Annotated in this window: 19 protein-coding genes; 13 read left to right on the top strand and 6 right to left on the bottom strand. The window is 68.2% G+C overall.

Annotated elements, in window-relative coordinates; translation table 11 throughout:
* Positions 1–115 precede the first annotated feature (115 nt).
* The 3 genes from ileS (at position 116) to IM25_RS19715 (ending at position 5,338) form a co-directional block, all read left to right on the top strand.
* Entirely contained in the window at positions 116–3,274 is a 3,159-nt protein-coding gene (gene ileS / locus IM25_RS19725) for an isoleucine--tRNA ligase (protein WP_033097607.1), read from the top strand.
* A gap of 124 nt (positions 3,275–3,398) precedes the next feature.
* Positions 3,399–4,709, top strand: a complete 1,311-nt coding sequence (locus IM25_RS19720) for a DNA polymerase IV (protein WP_033097608.1) — start codon at positions 3,399–3,401, stop codon at positions 4,707–4,709.
* Positions 4,710–4,831: 122 nt separating this feature from the next.
* Entirely contained in the window at positions 4,832–5,338 is a 507-nt protein-coding gene (locus IM25_RS19715) for a hypothetical protein (RefSeq protein WP_033097609.1), read from the top strand.
* 78 nt (positions 5,339–5,416) lie between these two features.
* Here IM25_RS19715 and IM25_RS19710 read toward each other — a convergent pair whose 3' ends face one another.
* Positions 5,417–6,373 (bottom strand): hypothetical protein, encoded by a 957-nt coding sequence (locus IM25_RS19710; protein WP_033097610.1) that lies wholly within the window; start codon positions 6,371–6,373, stop codon positions 5,417–5,419.
* A gap of 66 nt (positions 6,374–6,439) precedes the next feature.
* Here IM25_RS19710 and lspA point away from each other — a divergent pair, with 66 nt between their 5' ends.
* The 5 genes from lspA (at position 6,440) to dnaE (ending at position 13,220) form a co-directional block, all read left to right on the top strand.
* The gene (gene lspA / locus IM25_RS19705; protein WP_033097611.1) at positions 6,440–7,054 is read left to right on the top strand and encodes a signal peptidase II; all 615 of its coding nucleotides are present in this window, start codon (positions 6,440–6,442) and stop codon (positions 7,052–7,054) included.
* A gap of 14 nt (positions 7,055–7,068) precedes the next feature.
* Positions 7,069–7,977 (top strand): RluA family pseudouridine synthase, encoded by a 909-nt coding sequence (locus IM25_RS19700; protein ID WP_174247134.1) that lies wholly within the window; start codon positions 7,069–7,071, stop codon positions 7,975–7,977.
* A gap of 3 nt (positions 7,978–7,980) precedes the next feature.
* On the top strand, positions 7,981–8,628 hold the full coding sequence (locus IM25_RS19695) for a hypothetical protein (protein WP_033097612.1): 648 nt from the start codon (positions 7,981–7,983) through the stop codon (positions 8,626–8,628).
* Between the two features lie 75 nt (positions 8,629–8,703).
* Entirely contained in the window at positions 8,704–9,645 is a 942-nt protein-coding gene (gene rarD / locus IM25_RS19690; RefSeq protein ID WP_442971515.1) for an EamA family transporter RarD, read from the top strand.
* A 38-nt stretch (positions 9,646–9,683) separates the two neighbouring features.
* Positions 9,684–13,220: a DNA polymerase III subunit alpha gene (dnaE, locus tag IM25_RS19685; RefSeq protein ID WP_019289741.1), complete on the top strand. Its 3,537-nt coding sequence runs from the start codon at positions 9,684–9,686 to the stop codon at positions 13,218–13,220.
* Between the two features lie 66 nt (positions 13,221–13,286).
* Here the strand turns inward: dnaE and IM25_RS19680 are convergent, their stop codons facing one another.
* Positions 13,287–13,514, bottom strand: a complete 228-nt coding sequence (locus IM25_RS19680) for a hypothetical protein (protein WP_006554120.1) — start codon at positions 13,512–13,514, stop codon at positions 13,287–13,289.
* Positions 13,515–13,652: 138 nt separating this feature from the next.
* On the opposite strand from IM25_RS19680, the gene IM25_RS19675 reads away from it, so the two are divergent.
* Positions 13,653–14,096, top strand: a complete 444-nt coding sequence (locus IM25_RS19675; protein ID WP_006554119.1) for a nitroreductase family deazaflavin-dependent oxidoreductase — start codon at positions 13,653–13,655, stop codon at positions 14,094–14,096.
* Positions 14,097–14,215: 119 nt separating this feature from the next.
* Positions 14,216–15,541 (top strand): threonine ammonia-lyase IlvA, encoded by a 1,326-nt coding sequence (ilvA, locus tag IM25_RS19670; protein WP_019289740.1) that lies wholly within the window; start codon positions 14,216–14,218, stop codon positions 15,539–15,541.
* Positions 15,542–15,576: 35 nt separating this feature from the next.
* On the opposite strand, the gene IM25_RS19665 is transcribed toward ilvA, so the two are convergent.
* Together IM25_RS19665 and treZ are read right to left on the bottom strand one after the other, a co-directional pair.
* Complete coding sequence (locus IM25_RS19665) at positions 15,577–15,852, bottom strand: hypothetical protein (protein WP_033097613.1); 276 nt, start codon at positions 15,850–15,852, stop codon at positions 15,577–15,579.
* An 87-nt stretch (positions 15,853–15,939) separates the two neighbouring features.
* The gene (treZ, locus tag IM25_RS19660; protein ID WP_033097614.1) at positions 15,940–17,688 is read right to left on the bottom strand and encodes a malto-oligosyltrehalose trehalohydrolase; all 1,749 of its coding nucleotides are present in this window, start codon (positions 17,686–17,688) and stop codon (positions 15,940–15,942) included.
* 110 nt (positions 17,689–17,798) lie between these two features.
* On the opposite strand from treZ, the gene IM25_RS19655 reads away from it, so the two are divergent.
* The gene (locus tag IM25_RS19655) at positions 17,799–18,470 is read left to right on the top strand and encodes a TetR/AcrR family transcriptional regulator (protein ID WP_006554115.1); all 672 of its coding nucleotides are present in this window, start codon (positions 17,799–17,801) and stop codon (positions 18,468–18,470) included.
* A gap of 10 nt (positions 18,471–18,480) precedes the next feature.
* Here the strand turns inward: IM25_RS19655 and IM25_RS19650 are convergent, their stop codons facing one another.
* Positions 18,481–18,894 (bottom strand): YchJ family protein, encoded by a 414-nt coding sequence (locus IM25_RS19650; RefSeq protein ID WP_033097615.1) that lies wholly within the window; start codon positions 18,892–18,894, stop codon positions 18,481–18,483.
* 122 nt (positions 18,895–19,016) lie between these two features.
* Here IM25_RS19650 and IM25_RS19645 point away from each other — a divergent pair, with 122 nt between their 5' ends.
* Entirely contained in the window at positions 19,017–19,502 is a 486-nt protein-coding gene (locus IM25_RS19645) for a TIGR00725 family protein (RefSeq protein WP_006554113.1), read from the top strand.
* A gap of 117 nt (positions 19,503–19,619) precedes the next feature.
* Here the strand turns inward: IM25_RS19645 and IM25_RS19640 are convergent, their stop codons facing one another.
* On the bottom strand, positions 19,620–20,084 hold the full coding sequence (locus IM25_RS19640; RefSeq protein ID WP_231911914.1) for a hypothetical protein: 465 nt from the start codon (positions 20,082–20,084) through the stop codon (positions 19,620–19,622).
* A 243-nt stretch (positions 20,085–20,327) separates the two neighbouring features.
* On the opposite strand from IM25_RS19640, the gene IM25_RS19635 reads away from it, so the two are divergent.
* Entirely contained in the window at positions 20,328–20,537 is a 210-nt protein-coding gene (locus IM25_RS19635) for a helix-turn-helix transcriptional regulator (protein ID WP_006554111.1), read from the top strand.
* Positions 20,538–20,545 lie beyond the last annotated feature (8 nt).

Below are 20,545 nucleotides of genomic sequence, written 5' to 3'. Positions count from 1 at the left end.
CCGAACGAGTGGCCGTCCCCCCGGACGAGCAAGCGGGGTGGTACCGCGGTGGCCGTGCACGCGCACGGCGATCGTCCCCGTGCCGAGACGTATCCAGGCACGGAGGAGCCACGCTGTGACCGAGAACCACGCTGCACCGGATCCCACCGCAGCAACCGCCGGCAGTACTGCCGGATATCCGCGCGTCGACTACGACCTGCCGCGCGATTCGGGTGTCGACTTCCCGGCGCTCGAAGAATGTGTGCTCGCACAATGGGCCTCCGACGGCACCTTCGAGGCCTCGCTGCGCAACCGCGACGGCGCCGACGAGTTCGTCTTCTACGACGGCCCGCCCTTCGCGAACGGACTCCCGCACTACGGGCACCTGCTCACCGGCTACGTCAAGGACGTCGTCCCGCGTTTCCAGACCATGCTCGGCAAGAAGGTCGACCGTCGCTTCGGCTGGGACTGCCACGGCCTGCCCGCCGAGCTCGAGGCGGAGAAGCAGCTCGGCATCAAGGACAAGTCCGAGATCGACTCGATGGGCGTGGCCGAGTTCAACGCCTACTGCAAGCAGTCGGTGCTGCGCTATACCGGTGAGTGGCGCGACTACGTCACCCGCCAGGCACGCTGGGTCGACTTCGACAACGACTACAAGACCCTCGACCTCGACTTCATGGAGTCGGTCATGTGGGCGTTCAAGTCGCTGTACGAGAAGGGCCTGATCTACCAGGGCTTCCGCGTGCTGCCCTACAGTTGGTACGAGCAGACGCCGCTGTCGAACCAGGAGACCCGTCTCGACGACGCCTACAAGATGCGTCAGGACCCGGCGGTCACCGTCGACATGGTGCTGCGCGCCCCCGGCTCCGAACTCGACGGCGCGTGCGCGCTCATCTGGACCACCACGCCGTGGACCCTGCCGTCCAACCTCGCGATCGCGGTGCACCCCGAGATCGAGTATGTCGCCGTGCGCGGGGCCGACGACAAGACCTACCTGCTCGCGCAGGATCGTCTCGGCCACTACGCCCGCGAACTCGGCGAGGAGCCCGAGGTGCTCGGCCGTTACCGCGGCACCGACCTCGTCGGTCTCGCCTACGAGCCGCCCTTCGACTTCTTCACCGGCCGCGAGAACGCCCACCGGGTGATCGCCGCCGACTACGTCACCACCGAGTCCGGCACCGGAATCGTCCACCTCGCACCGGCTTTCGGTGAAGAGGACATGGAGTACTGCCAGCGCAACGGCATCGAGCTCGTCCAGCCGCTCGATCCGGGCGGCAAGTTCACCTCGATGGTGCCGCCGTACGAGGGTCTGCAGGTCTTCGACGCCAACCCGGCCATCATCAAGGACCTCAAGGCCGCCGGAAAGCTTGTGCGGCACGAGACCATCGAGCACTCCTACCCGCACTCGTGGCGGTCGGGTCAGCCGTTGATCTACATGGCGGTGCCGTCGTGGTTCGTCGCCGTCACCCGTTTCCGCGACCGCATGGTCGAGCTCAACCAGCAGATCACGTGGGTGCCCGAGCACATCCGCGACGGTCAGTTCGGCAAGTGGCTCGAAGGTGCCCGCGACTGGAACATCAGCCGTAACCGCTACTGGGGCAGCCCGATCCCGGTATGGATCTCGGACGACCCGGAGTACCCGCGTGTCGACGTCTACGGTTCGCTCGACGAACTCGAACGCGACTTCGGCGTGCGGCCCACCGACCTGCACCGGCCGATGATCGACGAACTCACCCGGCCGAATCCCGACGACCCGACCGGGAAGTCGACCATGCGTCGCGTCCCCGAGGTCCTCGACTGCTGGTTCGAGTCCGGCTCGATGCCGTTCGCCCAGGTGCACTATCCCTTCGAGAACCGCGACTGGTTCGACACGCACTACCCGGGCGACTTCATCGTCGAGTACAACGGCCAGACCCGCGGCTGGTTCTACACGCTTCACGTCCTGGCCACCGCGTTGTTCGACCGTCCCGCCTTCAAATGCGTTGCCGCCCACGGCATCGTTCTCGGCGATGACGGCCTCAAGATGAGCAAGTCGAAGGGCAACTATCCCGACGTCAACGAGGTCTTCGCCCGCGACGGTTCCGACGCGATGCGCTGGTTCCTCATGTCCTCGCCGATCCTGCGCGGCGGCAACCTCGTCGTCACCGAACAGGGTATTCGCGAGGGCGTGCGGCAGGCGCTGCTGCCGCTGTGGAACGCGTGGAGCTTCCTCCAGCTGTACGCGTCGAAGCCGGGCACCTGGCGGACCGATTCGACAAACGTGCTCGACCGGTACATCCTCGCCAAGCTCGCGCAGACCCGCGACGTCATCACCGAGGCACTCGAGACCGTAGACATCGCCGGGGCGTGCGACGAGCTGCGCACCTTCTGCGACGCGCTGACCAACTGGTACGTGCGCCGCTCGCGGAACCGGTTCTGGGACGAGGACACCGACGCGATCGACACCCTCCACACGGTGCTCGAGGTCGTCACGCGCCTGGCCGCGCCGCTGCTGCCGATGGCGTCCGAGGTGATCTGGCGGGGTCTGACCGGTGGTCGGTCGGTGCACCTGGCGGACTGGCCGGCGGCCGACGACCTGCCCTCGGATCCCGCGCTCGTCGCGGCGATGGACGAGGTGCGCGGGGTGTGCTCGACCGTGCTGTCGCTGCGCAAGGCCCAGAAGCTGCGCGTGCGGCTGCCGCTGCCCGAGGTGACGGTGGCGACGCCTGGTTCGTCGCATCTCGATCCGTTCGTCGATCTCATCAAGGACGAGGTCAACGTCAAGCGGGTCGTGACCACCGACGACGTCGAGGCCCACGGCCGGTTCGAGGTGGTCGTCAACGCGCGTGCCGCCGGTCCGCGTCTCGGCAAGGACGTGCAGACGGTCATCAAGGCCGTCAAGGCGGGAGACTGGACGCAGGCGGAGGACGGCACGGTCACCGCGGCCGGCATCGCCCTGCTGCCCGAGGAGTACACCAGCCGTCTGGTCGCGGCCGAGCCGGAATCCACCGCCGCGCTGCCGGGTGGCAACGGCCTGGTGGTCCTCGACACGGCCGTCACCGAGGAACTCGAGGCCGAGGGCTGGGCCAAGGACCGCATCCGCGAGTTCCAGGACGCGCGCCGCAACCTCGGCCTGGAGGTCTCCGACCGCATCTCGGTGCGGTTCGAGGTTCCCGCCGAACGCGCCGAATGGGCTGCCCGCCACCGGGATCTGATCGCCGGCGAGATCCTCGCCACGACCTTCGAACTCGGTGCCCCCGAGGGCGAGGCGATCGAACTCGGCGAGGGAACCCGCGCGTCCATCGTCAAGGCGTGACCGGGCCGGTGCTTCCGGGAGGATCGAGCGTCCTTCCGGAAGCACCGGTCTGCGGCCTCCCGCCGGACGTGTGGGTGCGGCGCACTAGTCTCGACACGTGCCCGCTTCCGTGAGTCGGCGCTGGGTGTTGCACCTGGATCTCGACGCGTTCTTCGCGTCCGCCGAGCAGTTGACCCGGCCGACCCTGCGGGGCCGGCCGGTCCTCGTCGGTGGGCTCGGTGCCCGCGGGGTGGTGGCCGGCGCGAGCTACGAGGCTCGCGTCTACGGTGCGCGCTCGGCCATGCCGATGAGCCGGGCACGGCGCCTCGTCGGACCGGCGGCGGTCGTGCTGCCTCCGCGCGGAATCCTGTACCGCGAACTGAGCGGACTCGTCTTCGACACCCTGCGCGCCCGGATCCCCATTCTCGAGACCCTCTCGCTCGACGAGGCGTTCGCCGAGCCTCTCGAACTGGCCGGCGCCGACGCCGACGAGGTCGAACGCTTCTGTGCGGAGCTACGCGAACACGTCAGGGAGAAGACGGGTCTCGTCGCCTCCATCGGAGCAGGATCGGGTAAGCAGATCGCGAAGATCGGGTCCGGTCTCGCGAAACCGGACGGGCTGCTCGTCGTCCGGCCCGAAGGCGAGCTTCCGTTGCTGCACAGCCTGCCGGTGCGCAAGCTGTGGGGGATCGGTCCGGTGGCCGAGGACCGGTTGCGGCGACTCGGTATCGAGACCATCGGCGATCTCGCGGCGCTGCCCGTCGCCGAGGCCGCGTCGATCCTCGGCGGCACCATCGGACCGGGATTGCACCGGCTGGCCAACGGATTCGACGACCGGCCCGTCGCCGAACGCGCCGAGGCGAAACAGGTCAGCGCCGAGACCACCTTTCCCACGGACATCGTCGCGATGCCCGGACTGCGGCGGGCGATCGCCGCGTCCGCGACCGCCGCGCACACACGCCTGCGCAAGGACGGGCGTGCCGCCCGCACGGTGGTGCTCAAGCTGCGCAAGGCCGACATGTCGGTGCTCACCCGGTCGTCGACCCTGCCCTACGCCACCGAGGACGTGCAGGTGCTCACCGCCGCCGCCCAGCGCCTCGCGCTCGATCCCCTCGAGATCGGCCCCGTCCGGCTCGTCGGGGTGGGGTATGCGGGTCTGTCCGCGATCGCGCAGGACACCCTGTTCCCCGAACTCGACCGGACGACGACCGAGGAGATCGGACCGGCCGAGGAGGACGACGAGGAGCGCGTCGTGGCGAGCGGGCCGGCCACCCGGTGGACGCCGGGCGCCGACGTCTGCCATCCCGAATTCGGGCACGGATGGGTGCAGGGCGCGGGCCACGGCGTGGTCACCGTCCGCTTCGAGACACGCAGCACGGGTCCGGGACCAGCGCGGACGCTCGACGAGGACGATCCCGACCTCACCGTCGCCGACCCGCTCGCGAGCCTGAACTGAAACATGTTCCCGGCGCCCTCATGGTCTTCTTACTACCGCCGGGTACTCTTGCGGGCGATCCGCTGCCGGATGACCGAGCACGACGAACACATCGTGCACGACCGAACGAGAAGGACGAGAAGTTGAAGCTTCGCAAGATCACCGTCGCCACCGTGGCGCTCGCCGCCGCCCTCACGATGTCCGCCTGCAGCTCGGACGACGGCGGTAGCTCCTCCGAGACGACCGCGAAGACCAGCACGACCACGACCGCCGCGGCTCCGGCCGTCGACTACCCGCCGGTGCCCACCGTCGAGGAGCTCAACGCCGACCTCGCGCGCGCCTTCGACCTGAGCGTCCCGGCCGCCGAGAAGACCGACCTGGTTCAGGGTGCCGAGGAGGATCCCGAGCTGATCAACATGGTCGCCCAGGCGGCCAACGACGCCGGTGTGCAGGTCAACGTCGTCGACGTGACCGACAACGAGAACGGCACGATCACCGCCGGTGTCGAGATGGCGCTCGCGGGCAGCGACCAGCCGTCCTTCGGCACGGTCGACTTCGTCGCCGAGGACGACACCTGGAAGGTGTCGAAGGACTACGCGTGCTCCATCGTCATCAACATGGCGCAGCTGCAGTCCCCGGCCTGCGTGTGATGTAGTACTCGTCCCGAACGAACCGACGGCCGGCGCGGATCATCCGCGCCGGCCGTCGGTGTTCGTCCGTCTCCCGGACTACTGATCCGAGGTGTTCCAGCCCACCCGGTCGACCTGCGACTGCGACAGGCGCGTTCCGCCGTCCGGCTCGACGTAGGTCTGATCGCCGCGCACCGTCAGTTCCCCGCCGACGGGCAGGGGGAGCGACGCGTCGATCGTCATCGACCCCTCACCGGCCATCGTGTACTGCTCGATGTCGAGACGGCCCTGCCCGTTCGGCAGCACCCAGGTGGACTCGCGCGGTGTCTGTTCAACCTTCACGTCGACCGTGATGCGGTCGTCCTCCCGCTCGACGAGCGTCGCCGTCCCGACCTGGTCGAGGGTGATGCCCGCGCTCATCACCTGCTGGTGGATCTCCCACACCGCGCCCACCCCGACGGCTTCCTCCGGGAACGAGACGATGCGATAGACGGCCTGGTAGAAGGCCTGCTCGATCGCCGACCGTGCGATATTCGCCGCATCGGGAGTGGGCTCGAGGCGCAGCGCACTGATCGCGCCGGTGGGGCCGATCGTCAGTCCGGCTCCGGAACCCTCGGCATCGGACAGTGCCGATCCGAGCGTCTCGTCCGGCGACGTCGCCGATCCGACGGTGATGTCGACCACGGTGCTCGGGTCCTCGTCGGAGACCGCCCGCTCGACCGTCGCCGAGAGCGGAAGGGTCAGCTCGGGAGTGGAGAAGTCCTGCTGCGGGTCGTCGCCGACGCGCTGGAAGACCTCGGACCGGGTGGTGAGGACGACGCCCTGCTGCACCCCGGCCTCCGGTACGAGCCGCACCACCGATCGGGGTTCGGCACCGGGGTCGAGCACTGTCGTGGTCACCGCCGACACCGGCACCGTCACCTCCGTCGATGTCGCCGCCGTGACGGCGGGCGCGCCGTCCGAAGGACCACCGCAACCGGCGACGAGAGCGGAGAGGGACAGCACAGCCGCGAGGGCACACGGCCCCGAGCGGGGGAATCTGGACAGCGCAGGCACGCCACCCAGGGTAGCCACGACGGGAGGGGGAACCGCCGCGGTCGTCCGGTAGGGGATGATGGAGCGGTGACGAACGAAGCTTCCCGACCCGACCGCGACGCGGAGACGCCGGTTCCCGGTCGTGCCGACGAGCCGTCCCCCTCCGTCGGCCGCCGCATGCTGCGGCCGCTGCTGCTCGTGGCGCTCGTCGTCTACGTCGCGGATCTGGTGACGAAGGTGCTCGCCGTCCACTACATCGACCCAGCCGATCCGATCTCGATCGTCGGCGACACGGTCACCCTGACACTCGTCCGCAATCCCGGTGCCGCGTTCTCCATGGCCACGGGCATGACCTGGTTGCTCACGCTGGTCGCGATCGCCGTCGTCGTCGGCGTCGTGAAGATCGGCCGGACCCTGAGATCGAGGTGGTGGGCGCTCGGCCTCGCCCTCGTCCTCGGGGGAGCGCTCGGCAATCTCACCGACCGTCTGTTCCGCTCGCCCGGACCGCTGCAGGGCCACGTCGTCGACTTCGTGTCGGTCGGATGGTGGCCGGTGTTCAACGTCGCCGACTCGGCCATCGTGTGCGGAGCGATCCTGCTCGTGGCCCTGACCGTCTTCGGCGTCGAACCCGACGGCGGTGCCTCGAAGGGCCGGGACGCAGCGCCGGGTGCGGACGAAACGAGAAAGGAATCACACCAGTGAGGGAAACCCGCGCGATGCCCGTACCCGACGGGCTCGACGGGATGCGTGTCGATGCAGGCCTCGCGCGCCTGCTCGGTCTGTCCCGGACCGTGGTCGCCACGCTCACCGAGGAGGGCGCCGTCGTGGTCGACGGCGCTGCGGTGGGCAAGTCCGACCGACTGTCCGCAGGCTCCTGGCTCGAGGTGGAACTGCCCGAGCCGCCCCGCCCCCTGACCATCGAGGCCCAGCCCGTCGAGGGCATGGAGATCCTCTACGCCGACGACGACATCGTCGCGGTCGACAAGCCCGTGGGTGTCGCCGCCCACGCGAGCGTCGGCTGGACCGGACCGACTGTGATCGGCGGCCTCGCCGCCGCCGGCTACCGGATCTCCACGTCCGGCGCCCACGAACGCCAGGGCATCGTGCACCGGCTCGACGTGGGCACCTCCGGCGTCATGGTGGTCGCGACGTCCGAACGCGCCTACACCGTCCTCAAGCGCGCCTTCAAGGAACGCACGGTCGACAAGCGGTACCACGCGCTCGTCCAGGGGCATCCCGACCCGAGCAGCGGCACCATCGACGCACCGATCGGCCGCCACCGCAGCAGCGACTGGAAGTTCACGGTCACCGCCGACGGCAAACCCAGCGTGACGCACTACGACACGATCGAGGCGTTCCAGGCCGCGAGCCTGCTCGACATCCATCTCGAGACCGGTCGGACCCATCAGATCCGGGTGCACTTCTCGGCACTGCGTCACCCCTGCTGCGGCGACCTCACCTACGGAGCCGACCCACGTCTCGCGGCGCGTCTCGGTCTCGAACGGCAGTGGCTGCACGCGTGCACCCTCGGGTTCTCGCACCCGACGCGCGGGCACTGGGTCGAGATCACCAGCAAGTACCCGCCGGATCTCGAACACGCGCTCGCCGTGTTGCGCAACGCCTGACCGATGGGACGCGTCCTGCCCTGGGCGGCGGTCGTCGTTCTCGTCGTCGCCGTGCTCGTCGCCGGGTGGACCTCACCGCCGCGGCCGGCCCCGGTCGGCAGCGACACCCTCGGTCCCGACAACGGGGAAGCGGTCGCCGACTATCTGACACGGGCCGCGGACAGCCTGACCGAGGCCGAAGCGGACGGAGACCTCGAGCACTGGGGACTGGTGTCGTTCACCGACGCCGTCGGCATCGACCGGGTCGTCGAACTCACCGACGAGGTGCGCGTGGCGCAGGTGCTGTTCCGTGTGCCGATCGACCGCGTCCAGACACCACTGGTGCCGGTCGCGGTGCCGGAGAACCCGGAGGCGGTACGTCGTGCCCCCTCGGTCGCCGCGGGCCGGCTGAGCCTGGTGGAGTTCGGGACCGAACGCGCCGCGCGGGTCGGGGCGGTCTCCGCGCAGCGGCTCGCCGACGGCTGCGACTGCGTCGTCGCGGCGGTGCTCCGTGGCACTCCCTCACAGTTCCGGGCCGTCGCCGACGCCCCGGACGTGCGGGCCGTGGAGGTCCTGCCCGCAGACGCGATCGCGGGACGCTTCGCGGTGACCCCGCTGCTGCCCACCCACGTCGAAACGGTCGTGCCCGGCCCGGACGACGGGGAGGTGTGACGGTGCGGTGGATCCCGTCTCGGAACGACAGTGTCTCGGAACGACAGCGCACCGGCGGAGCCGTAGGGTGAGCCGGTGAGCGACTCGGAGGATCGGAACGACTCGGGGCAGCGGAACATCGTGCGCACCGGGGTGCTGTGCGGTCTGGGTGCCTATGGATTGTGGGGACTGTTCCCCGCCTACTTCGGTCTGCTCGAACCCGCCGGCGCCGTCGAGATCCTCGCGCACCGCGTGCTGTGGACCCTCGTGCTCATGCTGATCGTACTGGGCGTCATGGGACGCCTCCGCACCCTGCGCGGCCTGTCGGCCCGCACCTGGGGCCTGGTCGCCGCGGCGTCCACCGCGATCGCGGTCAACTGGGGCGTCTACATCTACGGCGTCGTCTCGGGCCGGGTCGTGGAGACCGCACTCGGCTACTTCATCAACCCGCTCGTCAGCGTGGTGTTCGGTGTCCTGTTCTTCCGGGAACGATTGCGGCCGGCGCAGATCGCGGCGCTGGTGCTCGCGGTGTGCGCGGTGGTGGTCATCACCGTCGACTACGGCAGACCGCCGATCATCGCCCTGACCCTGGCGCTGTCCTTCGCGTCCTACGGGGTGATCAAGAAGATCGTGCCGCTCGATCCGCGCACGTCCCTGACAGGGGAGGGGATCGTCGCGGCCCCGTTCGCGCTCGGGTACGTGATCTTCCTCGCGGTGACCGGCACCGGCACCTTCCTCGGGCACGGCGTGGATCACACGGCCCTGCTCGTATCGGCGGGGCCGGTGACCGCAGTGCCGCTGCTGCTCTTCGGCGCGGCCGCACAACGGGTCCCGCTCGCGACACTCGGCATGCTGCAGTACCTCACGCCGAGCCTGCAGATGACGTGGGGTGTGGTGGTGCTCGGGGAGGACATGCCCGCCTCGCGGTGGATCGGTTTCGTCCTGATCTGGATCGCCCTGGCGGTGTACAGCACGGACGCGCTCGTGCGGGCCCGTCGTCAGCGTGCCGTGGTCACTGCGGAGCCTCGCGCGGCTTAGACTCGTCTCTGCCCACAGACATCCCGGGAGAGGCACGCGTGGCTGACTCGTTCGTTCATCTGCACACCCACACCGAGTACTCGATGCTCGACGGTGCCGCGAAGGTCGGACCGTTGTTCAAGGAGGCCGAACGGCTGGGGATGCCGGCCGTGGGCATGACCGACCACGGAAACATGTACGGCGCCAGCGAGTTCTACAACGTCGCCAAGAAGTTCGGCATCAAGCCGATCATCGGCATCGAGGCGTACGTCGCGCCGGAGTCGCGCTTCTCCACCAAGCGTGTGCAGTGGGGTGATCCCGGCCAGAAGTCCGACGACGTCTCCGGCTCGGGTGCCTACACCCACATGACGATGGTCGCCGAGAACTCGACGGGCCTGCGGAACCTGTTCAAGCTGTCCTCCCTCGCATCGATCGAGGGTCAGCTCGGCAAGTGGGCCCGTATGGACGAAGAGCTCATCGCCCACCATCACGAGGGCATCATCGCCACGACCGGCTGCCCGTCGGGCGAGATCCAGACGCGCCTGCGCCTCGGCCACGAGCGCGAAGCGCTCGAAGCCGCCGCGAAGTGGCAGGAGATCTGGGGCAAGGACAACTTCTTCCTCGAGCTGATGGACCACGGCCTGTCCATCGAGCGTCGTGTGCGCGAGGGTCTGATCGAGATCGGCCGCAAGCTCGACATCCCGCCGCTGGTGACCAACGACTGCCACTACGTCACCAAGGATGCGGCCGCGAACCACGAGGCGCTGCTCTGCATCCAGACCGGTAAGACCCTCTCCGATCCCACCCGGTTCAAGTTCGACGGCGACGGCTATTACCTCAAGTCGGCGCAGGAGATGCGCGAGCAGTGGGACCGCGAAGTGCCGGGTGCGTGCGACAACACGCTGCTCATCGCCGAGCGGGTGCAGTCCTACGAGGACGTGTGGACCCACCGCGACCGGATGCCGATCTTCCCGGTGCCGGAAGGGGAGACGCAGGCGAGCTGGTTGCACAAGGAGGTCATGCGCGGTCTCGATCGTCGCTTCCCCGCCGGCCCGCCCCGCGAGTACGTCGAGCGCGCCGAGTACGAGATCAGCGTCATCAACCAGATGGGCTTCCCTGCTTACTTCCTCGTCGTCGGCGACCTCATCAACCACGCCCGCGAGGTCGGCATCCGCGTCGGCCCCGGCCGTGGTTCGGCCGCCGGTTCGCTCGTCGCCTACGCGATGGGCATCACCAACATCGACCCGATCCCGCACGGTCTGCTGTTCGAGCGGTTCCTCAACCCCGAGCGCGTGTCGATGCCCGATATCGATATCGACTTCGACGATCGCCGCCGCGGTGAGATGGTGCGCTACGCCACCGAGCGGTGGGGCAACGACAAGGTCGCCCAGGTCATCACGTTCGGCACCATCAAGACGAAGGCCGCGATCAAGGACTCCGCGCGAGTCCAGTTCGGCCAGCCCGGATTCGCGATCGCCGACCAGATCACCAAGGCCCTGCCTCCGCCGATCATGGCGAAGGACATCCCGGTCTCGGGTATCACCGACCCGAGCCACGAGCGGTACAAGGAAGCCGCCGAGGTCCGCCAGCTGATCGAGTCCAACCCGGACATCAAGAAGATCTACGACACCGCGCTCGGTCTCGAGGGCCTGATCCGCAACGCCGGCGTCCACGCCTGCGCGGTGATCATGTCGTCCGAGCCGCTCATGGACGCGATCCCGCTGTGGAAGCGCGCGCAGGACGGCGCGATCATCACCGGCTGGGACTATCCGTCCTGCGAGGCCATCGGCCTGCTGAAGATGGACTTCCTCGGTCTGCGCAACCTCACCGTCATCGGCGACGCGATCGAGAACATCAAGGTCAACCGCGGGATCGATCTCGACCTCGACACCCTCCCGCTGGAGGATCCGGCGACCTACGAACTGCTCGCGCGCGGCGACACGCTCGGCGTGTTCCAGCTCGACGGCAGCGCCATGCGCGACCTGCTGCGCCGCATGCAGCCCACCGGCTTCGAGGACATCGTCGCCGTGCTCGCGCTGTACCGCCCCGGTCCGATGGGCATGAACGCGCACAACGACTACGCCGACCGCAAGAACGGGCGGCAAGAGGTCAAGCCGATCCATCCCGAGCTCGAGGAGCCGCTGAAGGAGATCCTCGCCGACACCTACGGCCTGATCGTCTACCAGGAGCAGATCATGCAGATCGCTCAGAAGGTGGCCGGTTACTCGCTCGGACAGGCAGACCTGCTGCGTCGCGCGATGGGTAAGAAGAAGAAGGAGATCCTCGACGAGGCCTACGACGGCTTCGCGCAGGGCATGAAGGACAACGGCTTCTCGCAGGCGGCGATCACCGCGCTGTGGGACACCGTTCTGCCCTTCGCCGGTTACGCGTTCAACAAGTCGCACGCCGCCGGCTACGGCCTGGTCTCGTTCTGGACCGCCTACCTCAAGGCGAACTACCCGGCCGAGTACATGGCCGGTCTGCTCACCTCCGTCGGCGACGACAAGGACAAGGCCGCGGTCTATCTGTCCGACTGCCGCAAGATGGGCATCACGGTGCTGCCGCCGGACGTCAACGAGTCGCACACCAACTTCATGTCGGTGGGTGAGGACATCCGGTTCGGCCTCGGCGCCGTCCGCAACGTCGGCACGAACGTGGTCGCCTCGATCATCAAGGGGCGGGAGGAGAAGGGCCGCTACACCGACTTCTCCGACTATCTCAACAAGATCGACACCGTCGCGTGTTCGAAGAAGGTCACCGAATCCCTCATCAAGGCAGGTGCATTCGACTCGCTCGGACACCCGCGCAAGGGATTGATGCTCGTCCACGCCGACGCGATCGACGCGGTGATGAGCACGAAGAAGGCCGAGGCCATCGGCCAGTTCGACCTGTTCGGCGGCGACGACGCCGACGAGTCCGTCGCCGCGGTGTTCAACGTCCGCATCCCCGAGGAGGAATGGGACACCAAGCACCGCCTCGCCCTCGAACGGGAGATGCTCGGCCTGTACGTCTCCGGGCACCCGCTCAATGGCGTCGAGCACGTCCTCGCGTCCCAGGCCGACACCCAGATCCCCGCGATCCTCGAAGGCGCGCTCAAGGACGGCAGCCAGGTCACCGTCGGCGGCATCCTCGCCTCGGTGAACCGGCGCATCAACAAGAACGGTCTCGCCTGGGCGTCCGCGCAGCTCGAGGACCTCACCGGTGGCATCGAGGTGCTGTTCTTCCCGCAGTCCTACGCCGTCTACGGCATGGACGTCGTGGAGGACTCGGTGGTGCTGGTCAAGGCCCGGGTGTCGATCCGTGACGACCGGATCTCCCTGATCGCCAACGATCTCGCCGTCCCCGACCTGTCGCAGATCGGGGTCGCGAAGCCGGTCTCGGTGTCGATGCCCACCCGGTTGTGCACCCCCGACAAGGTCGGTGCCCTCAAGAATGTGCTCACGCGCCATCCCGGTTCGTCCGACGTGCACGTGCGGCTCATCACCGGCAGCAAGGTCACCGTCCTCAAGCTCGACGACAGCCTGCGGGTCGAAGCGTCGTCGGCGCTCATGGGCGACCTCAAGGCCCTGCTCGGGCCGGGCTGCCTGGCCACCTAGCGGTCCGCCGCGCGGCGCGAGCCCTTCGGTGAGCGCCGCGCGGCAAGCCGGGGTCGGCCGGTGCGTCTAGGAACGGAGTGCGTGCTGCTGGATCCTGCGGACCCACCACACGACGACGGTGACCGCAGCGGCACCGATGACGGCGCTCTGGGCGCTGGTGGTGACGACGAGGACCACGAGCAGGGTCAGGAGACCGGCCGCGAGTGCTTCGAGCTTGTACAGGGGCCAGATCGTGCCGGCGATGTCCACACCGTCGGTGCGCTCACGGTGTATCCGGGGGTCGAGCACGGACATCGCGGTGCACCTCCTGTAGGCCGAGCGACTGTAGGCCGGGCGGAATTCTTTCTTCAGGATAGGCGCAGGGAAGAGTTCGGGCCACCGAACTCGACGATCGGGCGGCGACTGCTACAACGATTGTGTTGACTGGTCGGTATGCCACTGCACGGAGAATACGAACCGAGTCCCGTCGAATGGAGCGCCAAGCAGGTCGAGGAGTACGAGTCGTCGGGCGGAACCCGCGGCACCACCCTCCAGGGTCGACCGGTCATCATCCTGACCACGGTCGGCGCCAAGTCCGGCAAGCTCCGCAAGATCCCTCTCATGCGGGTCGAGCACGAGGGTAGGTACGCCGCTGTCGCCTCGCTCGGCGGTGCACCGAAGCATCCCGTTTGGTACCACAACATCGTCGCGAACCCGCACGTCGAGGTCAGGGACCGCACCGAGGTGTGGGACATGACCGCCCGCGAGGTCCACGGCGAGGAGAAGGCGCAGTGGTGGGAACGTGCCGTCGAGGCGTTCCCGCCCTACGCGGAGTACCAGGAGAAGACCGACCGCGAGATCCCCGTCTTCGTTCTCGAACCGGTCGAAGGCCCGTAGACCGAGCACGCTCGGACGGACTGTGCTGCTACCCCCTCGATGCGGATCCCGCCGTGGTGGTCGAATCGGGGGAGTGGCAGCATTGACGGGTGACCTCCACTTCGCGAACAGCAGAACCGATGACTCTGACCGCCGTGCCCTGCGCGGCCGACATCGATGCGGCTGCCGAGCGAATTTCGGAGGCGGTCGACCCAACGCCGCTCGAGCGCAGCCCTCGACTCTCGGCGCTCGTAGGCGCCAACGTCTACCTCAAGCGGGAGGACCTCACCCGGGTGCGGTCCTTCAAGCTCCGTGGGGCGTACAACGCCATGGCGCAGCTCGACGCAGCCGAGCGCGCCGCGGGCGTCGTCACGGCCAGCGCCGGTAATCACGCGCAGGGTGTCGCCTACGCGTGCCGGGTGATGGGAATCCAGGGCCGGATCTACGTGCCCACCCGCACTCCCAAGCAGAAGCGCGATCGGATCCGTGTCCACGGCGGCGACAGCGTCGAACTCATCGGTGTCGGCGACACCTTCGACGCCGCGGCCGCAGCGGCAGCCGACGATGCGATCCGCACCGGTGCGACGATGATCCCGCCCTTCGACGACGCCCGCACCGCTGCCGGGCAGGGCACCATCGCGCGCGAGGTCCTCGAACAGCTCGACGGCGATCTCGACGTCGTGCTCGTCCCCGTGGGCGGGGGCGGCCTCATCGCCGGTGTCGCCGCCTATCTGCGCGAGCGGTCCCCACGCACGTCGATCGTCGGCGTCGAGCCGGCGGGTGCAGCGTCGATGACCGCCGCGCTGGTCGCGAGCGGTCCCGTCACGCTGCCGGAGGTCGAGCCGTTCGTCGACGGCGCTGCGGTCAAGCGGATCGGCGACGTCCCCTACGCCGTGGTCTCCGAACTCGGTGCCGAGGTCGTGTCCCATTCGAGCCTGCCGCTCGTGGCTACGCTGCGCCGGGAGGGGCTCGGCCGGGCCCCGTTCGGGATGACCCAGATCGACGAGGGTGCGCTGTGCACCACGATGCTCGATCTGTACCAGAACGAGGGCATCATCGCCGAGCCCGCCGGCGCCCTGTCGGTCGCTGCCCTCGAGTCGATCTCGGTGCAGCCCGGAGCGAACGTGGTGTGCCTGGTGTCGGGCGGCAACAATGACGTCTCACGCTACGGCGAGATCATCGAGCGGTCGCTCGTCCACCGCGGGCTCAAACACTATTTCCTCGTGGACTTCCCCCAGGAGCCCGGCGCACTGCGGCGGTTCCTGGACGAAGTCCTCGGACCGGACGACGACATCACCCTGTTCGAGTACGTCAAGCGCAACAACCGGGAGACCGGCGCTGCCCTCGTCGGTATCGAACTGGGTGCCGCGGAAGACCTTTCGGCTCTGCTCAATCGCATGGACGCGTCGCCGATCGACGCGCAGCGACTCGAGCCGGGGTCGCCGGCCTACCGTTATCTGACGTAACCGGGTGGCCCGGTCACGTCACGGTTGGTGTGCGGTCACCAGCGATTGCACACCAGCCATGGGCCCCACCAATAGCAGTCGGGCCGCCAGTAGTGGTTCCGGTGATGGTCGCGGTCGTACTTCTTGTCGTGATGGTTGTAGTTCTTGTCGTGATCGTGGTGGTCGTACTTTCCGTGGTCGTCGTGTCCTCCGCTGACATTCACGATCCCGGGTGCTGTGTCGACGGTGGGGGTCGCCGATGCGACTCCGACGGGAGCGAGGACGAGGGCGGTGCTGAGGAATACACTCGCCAGAATCTTCTTGGGTTGCATGGTGATTCACCTCGAGAATTCGACGGTACTTGAGACGGTACTCGCCCACTCGTGGCATAATCAACGACTTTTTTCGCCTGACGAACGTTATCGGCGGGGCATCTCGGGAGCCTCCAGGATCGCGAAGGACCAGCCCGGGATCAACACTGCGGACTCGGTACGGTTGACCACCGGTTCGTCCCACCAGAGCAGTGGTTTCCCGCCGACCGGCACGGTGACGGGGTCGGGTCCGAGATTGCACGCCACGCGCAGCGCCCCGCGGTGCACGACGAGCCATTTCTCGTCCTCGTCGTACGTCACGTGCACGTGCTCGAGCCAGGGATCGGTGAGCTCGGCCCGATCCCGCCGGAGCGCAATGAGTGCGCGATAACACTCCAGCAACCGGGCGTGCCCGCCCTCGTCGCGTTCGTCCCAGCGCAGCTTCGAGCCGATGAAGGTCTCCGGAGCCTGCGGGTCGGGTACGTCGGCGGCGTCCCAGCCGTGTTCGGCGAACTCGCGCCGGCGACCCTCGACGACCGCCGCGGCGAGTTCCGGTTCGGGATGCGACGTGAAGTACCGGAAGGGTGTGCTCGCACCCCACTCCTCGCCCATGAACAACATCGGCGTGAACGGGGACGTGAGCACGAGCGCCGCCTTGACGGCCAGCTGACCGGGCTCGAGATAGGCACCCGGCCGGTCGCCGAGCGCCCGGTTGCCGACCTGATCGTGCGTGCAGGTGTAGGCGACCAGACCGCTCGCCGGCGTGCGCCGGGTGTCGAGCGGGCGCCCGTGGACCCGGCCGCGGAAGCTCGAATACGTCCCGGCGTGAAAGAAGCCGTGCCCGAGCGTGTACGCGAGGCAGTCCAGCGAACCGAAGTCGCCGTAGTAGCCCTGCCGTTCACCGGACACCGCCGCGTGGATCGCGTGGTGGACGTCGTCGGCCCACTGCGCGTGCAGTCCGTATCCACCGCCGGGCCGGGGAGTGATCAGCTTCGGATCGTTGAGGTCCGATTCGGCGATCAACGACAGGGGGCGGCCGAGATGGGCGGACAGGCGGAACGTCTCGACCGACAGTTCCTCGAGGAGGTGTGTGGCGGTGTGGTCGATCAGCGCGTGCACGGCGTCGAGCCGGAGGGCGTCGATGTGGAAGTCGCGGAACCAGCGCAGCGCATTGTCGAGGATGTACCGGCGCACCTCCCCGGATCCGGGACCGTCGAGGTTGATGTTGTCGCCCCAGATTCCCGGGGCCGCGGAGAGATAGGGACCGAAGCGGCCCAGATAGTTCCCCGACGGACCGAGATGGTTGTAGACGACGTCGAGTGCTACCGCCAGTCCGCGCGCGTGGGCGGCGTCGACGAAACGCTGCAGGGCATCGGGGCCACCGTAGGGTTCGTGCACCGCGTACCAGAGCACGCCGTCGTAGCCCCATCCGTGGGTGCCGTTGAACGCGTTGAGCGGCATGAGTTCGACGAACTCGACACCGAGGTCCACGAGTTCGTCGAGACGGTCGATCGCCGAGTCGAGTGTGCCCTCGGGGGTGAAGGTCCCCACGTGCATCTCGTAGACGATGCTTCCTGTCAGTTGCCGGCCGGTCCAGCCGTGGTCGGTCCACTTCGTCTCGTCGAGCACGTGGAGCTGCGACGGCTCGTGCACGCCCTCCGGCTGCCGCGGAGATCGCGGGTCGGGAAGGACCGTCCCGGTGTCGTCGTCGAGCACGAAACCGTATCGGGTGTCGGGAGCGACGCCGACGGTGGTGCGCCACCAGCCGTCGTCGCCGCGTTGCATGTCGTGGAACCGTCCGTCGGCGAACAGTCGGACGGACGACGGGATCGGAGCCCAGACCTCGAAGGTGTGCACTCGACCAGCATGCCGTGTCGGAGGCGTCGGTGCAGGGGATGGCGCCACCGGCGTACCACCCTGCCGCGCGTCAATTTTGTTGCAGCTGCAATGCACTCGATACTGGGGGAGTGAACCCGAATCCCGAGCGAGCCCGCCGACGGTACACCTCGCCGTTGCGGGAGGAAGCGGCCCGCCGAACCCGCGAGACGATCCGCGACGCCGCGGCGCGGCTGTTCGTTCGCGACGGCTACGTCAGCACCACCGTCAAGAACATCGCGGACGAAGCGGGTGTGGCGGTGCGGACGGTGTTCACCGCCTTCCCCGGCGGCAAGGCGGAGATCTTCCGCGAGGCGCTCGATCACGCGGTGGCCGGCGACGGCGATCCGCGCGCGAGCGAGGCGACAGATCCGGAACCGTCCCATGCCGGCGGCGTGGTCTCGCACGTCGACCTCGTGGTCGAGCAGGTGGTCCGCTACGGCACCGCGATGCTCGAACGCGCGGGCGGGCTGCTCATGACCTCCGTGGAATCATCGGGGGCGGACCCCGACATGCGTCGTTTCGCCGCGGACGACGCGAAGGCGACGGCCGAGAACGCCCGCACCCTCGCGGAAGGACTCGAACATGCCGGCTGGCTGCGCGAGGACGTCACCGTCGAGCACGCGGCCGATGTCCTGTTCACCCTGAGTTCCCCACAGGTGCACGCGCTGCTGAGGCGAGACCGCGGATGGGACGTCGACCAGTACCGTCAGTGGCTCTCGGGAACGCTGCGCGCGACGCTGTTGCGACGAACGGCGCCGTGACGGAGTCGGTTCAGTCGTCGCCGCAGTCGTCGAGGTAGAGCCACTCGCCGTCCTCCCGCACGAACCGGCTGTGCTCGCGCATCGAGTCGGGCACCCCGTCCGCCGTCCAGTGCGCGCGGAAGTCCACCGTGCCGGTCGTATGCAGGAATCCGCCTCCGGTGATGTGCAGGACCTCGAGCCCGGTCCAGCGCTGACCGGGGTCGAACTCGATCGAGCGCGGACGTGTGGACGGGTGCCAGGTGCGCAGCAGGTGCGCCGCGTCGCGCGTCGCGAATGCCGTGTACCGCGAACGCATCAGCCGTTCGGCGGTGGGCGCGCTCGCACCGGCCAGCAGCGGCCCGCAGCATTCGGACAGGGGAACGCCGCGACCGCACGGGCACGGGGAATCCGGGCGGGTGTCGGTGCTGCGGTCGGCTCTGCTCATGGCCACAGTCTCCCCCGATGGGCTCGATCGCCCGGCCTCGGGGCGGTCAGAGCGGGAGCGGACGATGCCGGGCGTGAATGATGTTCTCGGACCGCGCGCTCCGGAGCGCTCCGTGATGCAGAATGCCGGACATGAATGCGCAGCGCTATGTCGGGGTCGTGGGGCCGGGTGAAGCCACGCCCGAACAGCGACGCCTCGCCCGCCAGGTCGGGGGACTCCTCGCCGGACGCCGGGCCGTCGTGGTCACCGGCGGTCTCGGTGGGGTGATGGCGGCAGCCTGCCGTGGCGCTGTGGAAGCCGGTGGGACGACCCTCGGCCTGCTGCCCGGAGACGACCGTGCCGAGGGCAATCCCTATCTGACGGTGGCCGTTCCCACGGGCCTCGGAGAGATGCGCAACGCGCTGCTCGTGCGCAGCAGCGACGCGTTGATCGCGGTGGGTGGAAGCTGGGGCACCATGAGCGAGATCGCGCTCGCGGTCCGCATCGGTGTTCCGGTCATCGCGATCGGCGGTTGGCGGATGCCCGCCGCCGGAGTGCTCGATGTCGAATCGCCCGCCGAGGCCGTCGAGTGCCTGCACGCACTGTTGTGGCGCAAGGACCCGATGTGAGCCGACCGTGACGACGCAGTAAGCACGACGCAGTAGGCACGACACCGTAGACGCGACGATCCCCGCCGATCCGGATCGGCGGGCATCGTCTGTTGTGGACTCCTGTGGAGCAGGAATCTACGAGCCGGAGTTGGTGAGCTCGTAACGGCGGCGGTACTCCTCCTTGGACGTCTCGCTGATGTCGACGTCGGTGGCGCGGGCGCGCAGGGCGCCGACGGTAACCTCCTCACGCGGGATGTGCTCGAAGGGATCCCAGTCGAAGAACCTCGCGGCGTTGGCGAAGGTGATCTTGTCGATCTCCTCGTCGGTGCACTCGCACGCGTCGAGTTCCTCCTCGAGCATCTCGGGGGAGTTCGGCCACGTCGAGTCGGAGTGCGGGTAGTCGCATTCCCACGCGATGGTGTCGACGCCGAGCCGGTGACGGTTGTTCAGTCCGCTCGGTTCAGTGATGTAGCAGGCGAGGAAGTTCTTGCGCCACACGTCCGTCGGGCTCATGCCGGCCGGCAGGAAGCTGGTGCCGGTCCGGGACTGGTTGACGACGTGGTCGTCGATGCTGATCATCACCATGTCTTCGGCCTTCATCGAAACCTCTCCCTGACTGCGCAAAGTCCTGCCGGCGACGGCGCTCGCGATGAGAACTAGATCTTCCGTGCTCGAGAACGTAAACCAAGGACCTTCGACCGTGAGAATGTAATTCTCTATTTCGTGATCGACTACGCCGAGGGGTGATTGCATGTCCGGCCCGACGGGTGTGCCGGGGTGGTTCGGCAATCGAAAATGACAAGAATGCTTGACATGGAATGACAAGCATAGTTTACTTTTGGTGTGACCGACACACCGAGGAGCAACCGGGTCCGCGAATTCCGCAAGAAAGCGGGACTCACCCAGGCCGCGCTCGGCGACGCGGTCGGCGTCAGCAGACAGAGCATCGTCTCGACGGAGAAGGGTGACTACGCGCCCAGCGTGTACCTCGCCCTGCGTCTCGCCCTCACACTCGACAGCACGGTCGAGGAACTGTTCCCGCTCACCACCTAGGAGCCCTC

It is taken from the genome of Rhodococcus sp. p52, assembly GCF_000763325.2.
Classification (GTDB): Bacteria; Actinomycetota; Actinomycetes; order Mycobacteriales; family Mycobacteriaceae; genus Rhodococcus; species Rhodococcus pyridinivorans.
The sequence above is the reverse complement of the archived record's forward strand: the minus strand, read 5'-3'. Positions and strand labels throughout refer to the sequence as shown.